This is a genomic window from Flagellimonas marina, from assembly GCF_042651185.1.
Lineage (GTDB): Bacteria > Bacteroidota > Bacteroidia > Flavobacteriales > Flavobacteriaceae > Flagellimonas > Flagellimonas marina.
Genome location: NZ_JBHSCL010000017.1, coordinates 1 through 5,240 on the forward strand (window position 1 = coordinate 1; position 5,240 = coordinate 5,240).

The window sequence follows — 5,240 nt, forward strand, 5'->3', positions numbered from 1 at the left end:
ACCATTTTGATCCGTGGATTCTGGGAATTGTGCAGCGGTATCGCTTATAGAGATATTTAACGATGTACAATGAAGAGTTTGATCCTGGCTCAGGATGAACGCTAGCGGCAGGCCTAACACATGCAAGTCGAGGGGTAACATAGTTTGCTTGCAAACTGATGACGACCGGCGCACGGGTGCGGAACGCGTATGGAACCTGCCCCTGTCAGGGGAATAGCCCAGGGAAACTTGGATTAATGCCCCATGGTACCAAAGTATCGCATGATATTTTGGTTAAAGATTTATCGGACAGGGATGGCCATGCGTACCATTAGTTAGTTGGCGGGGTAACGGCCCACCAAGGCAGCGATGGTTAGGGGCCCTGAGAGGGGGATCCCCCACACTGGTACTGAGACACGGACCAGACTCCTACGGGAGGCAGCAGTGAGGAATATTGGACAATGGTGGGAACACTGATCCAGCCATGCCGCGTGCAGGATGACGGCCCTATGGGTTGTAAACTGCTTTTACACGGGAAGAAACCTCCCCTTGCGAGGGGAGCTGACGGTACCGTGAGAATAAGGACCGGCTAACTCCGTGCCAGCAGCCGCGGTAATACGGAGGGTCCGAGCGTTATCCGGAATCATTGGGTTTAAAGGGTCCGTAGGCGGGCCTGTAAGTCAGGGGTGAAAGTCTGTGGCTCAACCATAGAATTGCCTTTGATACTGCAGGTCTTGAGTCATGGTGGGGTTGCCGGAACATGTGGTGTAGCGGTGAAATGCATAGATATCACATAGAACACCGATCGCGAAGGCAGGTGACCAACCATGTACTGACGCTGATGGACGAAAGCGTGGGTAGCGAACGGGATTAGATACCCCGGTAGTCCACGCCGTAAACGATGGATACTAGCTGTGGGGACTTCGGTCTCCGTGGCCAAGCGAAAGTGATAAGTATCCCACCTGGGGAGTACGTTCGCAAGAATGAAACTCAAAGGAATTGACGGGGGCCCGCACAAGCGGTGGAGCATGTGGTTTAATTCGATGATACGCGAGGAACCTTACCAGGGCTTAAATGCAGGCTGCATGGGGTGGAGACACCCCTTTCTTCGGACCGCCTGCAAGGTGCTGCATGGTTGTCGTCAGCTCGTGCCGTGAGGTGTCAGGTTAAGTCCTATAACGAGCGCAACCCCTACCGTTAGTTGCCAGCGAGTGAAGTCGGGGACTCTAGCGGGACTGCCGGTGCAAACCGTGAGGAAGGTGGGGACGACGTCAAATCATCACGGCCCTTACGTCCTGGGCCACACACGTGCTACAATGGCCGGTACAGAGGGAAGCCACCCCGCAAGGGGGCGCGGATCTACAAAACCGGTCACAGTTCGGATCGGGGTCTGCAACTCGACCCCGTGAAGCTGGAATCGCTAGTAATCGGATATCAGCCATGATCCGGTGAATACGTTCCCGGGCCTTGTACACACCGCCCGTCAAGCCATGGAAGCCGGGAGTGCCTGAAGTCCGTCACCGAGAGGAGCGGCCTAGGGCAAAATCGGTAACTAGGGCTAAGTCGTAACAAGGTAGCCGTACCGGAAGGTGCGGCTGGAACACCTCCTTTCTAGAGAAGGCGTTCCGAGGCCTTTTCCCGGTCCCGATCGGGTGGTTTTTCTCTTTTCGCTGTCTGCGATATGTTATAGATATATTGGTGGTTTTAGGCCAAGACAGTCTCATAGCTCAGCTGGTTAGAGCGCTACACTGATAATGTAGAGGTCGGCAGTTCGAGTCTGCCTGAGACTACAGGGCAAGCAAAGCTTGCGGTCAAGGGCTTTGGGTTTTAGGTCCAAGGTTCATGAAAGTTCATTAAAAAGTATTGGAACAAGGAAATTCTAGGTGTTGGGTTACCGTTATATAGTACTGTTAACTGATAACTGTTAACTGACAACTGATAATGGGGAATTAGCTCAGCTGGCTAGAGCGCCTGCCTTGCACGCAGGAGGTCATCGGTTCGACTCCGATATTCTCCACAACGGCGTAAAAGCTGTCCACTGCATTTTTTTTGCCGGTGGCGGCCCGCCACAGGTTCATTGACATATTGGGACGGAGCAGCAACGACTTAGGTCGTTGACATGCGAAGTCAAAGAAGAAACACGAAGTAGAATAGAATAACAAGGATTACGAGGGCGTCCCATCGTCAAGGTGGGATGCGACAAGCAAAAGAAGGGCGTATGGGGGATGCCTGGGCTCTCAGAGGCGACGAAGGACGTGATAAGCTGCGAAAATCCACGGGGAGCTGCACATGAGCGTTGATCCGTGGGTGTCCGAATGGGGCAACCCACTTGGTTGAAGGCCAAGTACCCAGCAATGGGGGCGAACCCGCTGAACTGAAACATCTAAGTAGGCGGAGGAAGAGAAAACAAGAGTGATTCCGGTAGTAGCGGCGAGCGAAACCGGAGCAGCCCAAACCCATTTTGTTTCGGCAAGATGGGGGTTGTAGGACCACGACATTTCTCGCGTGACGAACCGGAAGCAGTTGGAAAGCTGCACGATATGGGTGACAGTCCCGTACGGGCAAGGAGCGTTGAGGATAGTGGTATCCTGAGTAGCGCGGGGCACGTGAAACCCTGTGTGAATCTGGCGGGACCATCCGCCAAGGCTAAATACTCCTGGGAGACCGATAGTGAACCAGTACCGTGAGGGAAAGGTGAAAAGAACCGTGAACAACGGAGTGAAAAAGACCCTGAAACCATACGCCTACAAGCGGTCGGAGCACCTTAGGGTGTGACGGCGTGCCTTTTGCATAATGAGCCTACGAGTTACTTTTACCGGCAAGGTTAAGCACCTCAGGTGCGCAGCCGCAGCGAAAGCGAGTCTGAACAGGGCGTCTTAGTCGGTAGTAGTAGACGCGAAACCGTGCGATCTACCCATGGGCAGGTTGAAGCTGTGGTAACACATAGTGGAGGACCGAACCCGTTGACGTTGAAAAGTCTTGGGATGACCTGTGGGTAGGGGTGAAAGGCCAATCAAGCTCGGAAATAGCTCGTACTCCCCGAAATGCATTTAGGTGCAGCGTTCATATAGTTTTATAGAGGTAGAGCTACTGATTGGATGCGGGGGCTTCACCGCCTACCAATTCCTGACAAACTCCGAATGCTATAAAATGATTATGGGCAGTGAGGGCATGGGTGCTAAGGTCCATGTCCGAGAGGGAAAGAACCCGGACCATCAGCTAAGGTCCCCAAATATGTGCTGAGTTGACAAAACGCGGTGGGACTGCACAGACAGCCAGGATGTTGGCTTGGAAGCAGCCATTCATTTAAAGAGTGCGTAACAGCTCACTGGTCGAGCGGTCCCGCATGGATAATGATCGGGCATAAGCACATTACCGAAGCTATGGACTCCAATGGAGTGGTAGGGGAGCATTCCGTTCTGCGTTGAAGCGGGCCTGCGAGGTCCCGTGGAGCGTACGGAAACGAAAATGTAGGCATAAGTAACGATAATGCGGGCGAGAAACCCGCACGCCGAAAGACCAAGGTTTCCCCGGCCATGCTAATCAGCCGGGGGTCAGTCGGGACCTAACACGAACCCGGAAGGGGCAGTGGATGGGCAACGGGTCAACATTCCCGTACCCGCAATGCGACAAAAGTGACGGGGCGGCTTAACTGGTGCGTGCTGACGGAATAGCACGTTGAAGCGCAAGCGATAGTACGACAAGGCCACGGCCGCGTCGATAATCCAGTGGCGTCGCCTCCAAGAAAAGCGAGCATTGCGGCCCGTACCGTAAACCGACACAGGTGGTCGGGATGAGAATTCTAAGGCGCTCGAGAGATTCATGGTCAAGGAACTAGGCAAAATGGACGCGTAACTTCGGGAGAAGCGTCGCTCCCCCTCGGGGGAGCCGCAGTGAACTGGTCCAGGCGACTGTTTATCAAAAACACAGGGCTCTGCCAAATCGAAAGATGAAGTATAGGGCCTGACACCTGCCCGGTGCCGGAAGGTTAAAGGGAGACGTCAGCCTTCGGGTGAAGCGTTGAACTGAAGCCCCGGTAAACGGCGGCCGTAACTATAACGGTCCTAAGGTAGCGAAATTCCTTGTCGGGTAAGTTCCGACCTGCACGAATGGTGCAACGATCTGGACACTGTCTCGACCATGATCTCGGTGAAATTGTAGTATCGGTGAAGATGCCGGTTACCCGCAGTGGGACGAAAAGACCCCGTGCACCTTTACTATAGCTTCGTATTGACCTTGGTCAAACAATGTGTAGGATAGCTGGGAGGATTTGAAGCGGTGTCGCCAGGCATCGTGGATCCGTTGTTGAAATACCAGCCTTTGTTTGATCGGGGCCTAACCCAGCGATGGGGACAGTGCGTGGTGGGTAGTTTGACTGGGGTGGTCGCCTCCAAAAGAGTAACGGAGGCTTCTAAAGGTGCCCTCAATACGGTTGGCAATCGTGTGCAGAGTGCAATGGCACAAGGGCGCTTGACTGTGAGACATACAGGTCGAACAGGTAGGAAACTAGAGCATAGTGATCCGGTGGTTCCGCATGGAAGGGCCATCGCTCAAAGGATAAAAGGTACGCCGGGGATAACAGGCTGATCTCCCCCAAGAGCTCACATCGACGGGGGGGTTTGGCACCTCGATGTCGGCTCGTCACATCCTGGGGCTGGAGAAGGTCCCAAGGGTTGGGCTGTTCGCCCATTAAAGTGGCACGCGAGCTGGGTTCAGAACGTCGTGAGACAGTTCGGTCTCTATCTACTGCGGGCGTTAGAAATTTGAGTGGATCTGGTTCTAGTACGAGAGGACCGAACTGGACCGACCGCTGGTGCGCCGGTTGTCCCGCCAGGGGCATCGCCGGGTAGCTAAGTCGGGATGGGATAAGCGCTGAAGGCATATAAGCGCGAAACCCGCCACAAGATGAGATTTCTTTAAAGGGCCGTGGGAGATGACCACGTCGATAGGCCGTAGGTGGAAGTGCAGCGATGCATGCAGCCGAGCGGTACTAATTGCCCGTAAGCTTGCGCAACGCCCTCGGAAACTTTCCTTGGAAACACACTCCACTTCGTTGACTCTTTTTTGGCGCGCAACAATGCGCCGTCCCATATTATGTCATGCTTCGGCTGCACTTCGGCAGGCTCAGTGGAGTCCGCCCGGCAACCGACAATAAAATATTGAAGACCTAGGTGGCCATGGCGACGGGGCCCACCCCTTTCCATTCCGAACAGGGAAGTTAAGCCCGTTTGCGCCGATGGTACTGCCACACCAGGTGGGAG

Annotated in this window: 2 tRNA genes and 3 rRNA genes; all 5 read left to right on the forward strand. The window is 54.3% G+C overall.

The annotated features are described in order from the left end of the window. Positions 1-66: 66 nt before the first annotated feature. A 16S ribosomal RNA gene (locus ACFOWS_RS18990) occupies positions 67-1,590 on the forward strand. 105 nt (positions 1,591-1,695) lie between these two features. Further along, positions 1,696-1,769: transfer RNA gene (locus tag ACFOWS_RS18995), tRNA-Ile, on the forward strand. Between the two features lie 153 nt (positions 1,770-1,922). Beyond that, positions 1,923-1,996, forward strand: a tRNA-Ala gene (locus tag ACFOWS_RS19000). 179 nt (positions 1,997-2,175) lie between these two features. Continuing rightward, positions 2,176-4,993: ribosomal RNA gene (locus tag ACFOWS_RS19005) — 23S ribosomal RNA — on the forward strand. Between the two features lie 153 nt (positions 4,994-5,146). Then, positions 5,147-5,240, forward strand: a 5S ribosomal RNA gene (gene rrf / locus ACFOWS_RS19030); the annotation flags it as partial.